Below are 1043 nucleotides of genomic sequence, written 5' to 3' on the forward strand. Positions count from 1 at the left end.
TCGGCGAGCCGGCCAGCGCGCTCGCCGGAGCGCCGGAGCGTGAGCAGGAACAGGAGCACCGCGGGGGCGATGCCGCCGTAGCGCAGGGCCACCCGCATCCACGGGGCGGCGGCGATCCTCGCCCCCCGCTTCCAATCGTCGAGCAGAGCGTAGATCGTGACCTCAATGCCCGCGAGCGCCGCAGCGATGAACAACCAGCCAGGGTGTCGAGATAGGGGCGAGCGGCAGGATCGCGCTCTGGGTTTCCGCCAGGACGTTCTGCGCCACATCGACGCCAGCCGCACCCAGCGTCGCCACACCGGCGGCACCGCTGGCCGTCATTGTCCGGTTTTCGGCCAGCACTTCCCTTGCGGGCGGCGTTTACACTGCAGATGCCACCGGTCGCACCGGGAACCGGTCGCCCCACTCGCGTGCGGGCCCAAGATCAATATGCATAAACCCCAAGCGCGGGTAGAAGCCGAAGCTGAGGAACCGACCTCCCGCGCCACCGCCTCGAACGTCACCGGGGCGTGGTTCGCCATGGAGAGGTCGAAGTCGGCGCCGTCCATGTGCTTCGACCGGGTCGCGCCGCCGACAGGGCGGTCGTGCTTGGGGCTACGGTAGGCCGAGCGGACGATTAGCGGCATGGGCTGTTGCGGGTCGCACCTGACACAACCTTCGGTGAGATTAACCTTCCCCCAGCATCTCGAAAAACCCGCCATCCTCGCTGGGGCGGGGGTCTTCCTTGAGATCGAAGATCACCCCTCCAACCACGGCGCGCCATTCCGAGGTGATCCCTACGCTCTGCGCGGACCTCCGCACGGTGATGATGACCGGCGCCTTCGACACCAGCCTCGCCTGCATGACGGCTTCAGAGCCGCGCAGATAGCGGACATGCGCCCAGGGGGTAAATCGATCCTCCCAACCCTCGATGACGCCGCCCATGTCGGTCTCGATCAGGACATGGGCCTGGAAGGTCACGCGCTGATTGAGCCGCCCCGCCTCCATGTTCACAGCCGGATCCTGCGATACGGCGCCAGCAGCGCCTCGACGGCGAAGGGCAA

The 1043-nt window shown here is 67.4% G+C and carries 3 protein-coding genes and 1 pseudogene; all 4 read right to left on the reverse strand.

From position 1 onward, the window contains the following. Positions 1-194, reverse strand: a pseudogene (locus CK240_RS19410) (hypothetical protein); the annotation flags it as partial. Next, positions 163-342: a hypothetical protein gene (locus tag CK240_RS19415; protein ID WP_231572728.1), complete on the reverse strand. Its 180-nt coding sequence runs from the start codon at positions 340-342 to the stop codon at positions 163-165. The gene CK240_RS19415 and the pseudogene CK240_RS19410, both read right to left, overlap by 32 nt. Next, complete coding sequence (locus tag CK240_RS19420) at positions 318-701, reverse strand: D-Ala-D-Ala carboxypeptidase family metallohydrolase (RefSeq protein ID WP_338048982.1); 384 nt, start codon at positions 699-701, stop codon at positions 318-320. The genes CK240_RS19415 and CK240_RS19420 overlap by 25 nt, the downstream gene beginning before the upstream one ends. Beyond that, a partial coding sequence (locus CK240_RS17610; protein ID WP_240517576.1) for a phage head closure protein occupies positions 667-1043 on the reverse strand: 377 nt, incomplete at its 5' end. The genes CK240_RS19420 and CK240_RS17610, both read right to left, overlap by 35 nt.

Origin of the sequence: Paracoccus salipaludis (assembly GCF_002287065.1) — a bacterium.
GTDB lineage: Bacteria > Pseudomonadota > Alphaproteobacteria > Rhodobacterales > Rhodobacteraceae > Paracoccus > Paracoccus salipaludis.

Bases quoted from the DNA above. Each gene is read 5' to 3' on its own strand.
- CK240_RS19420 (WP_338048982.1), bottom strand. From the start codon at position 701: ATGGCGGGTTTTTCGAGATGCTGGGGGAAGGTTAATCTCACCGAAGGT.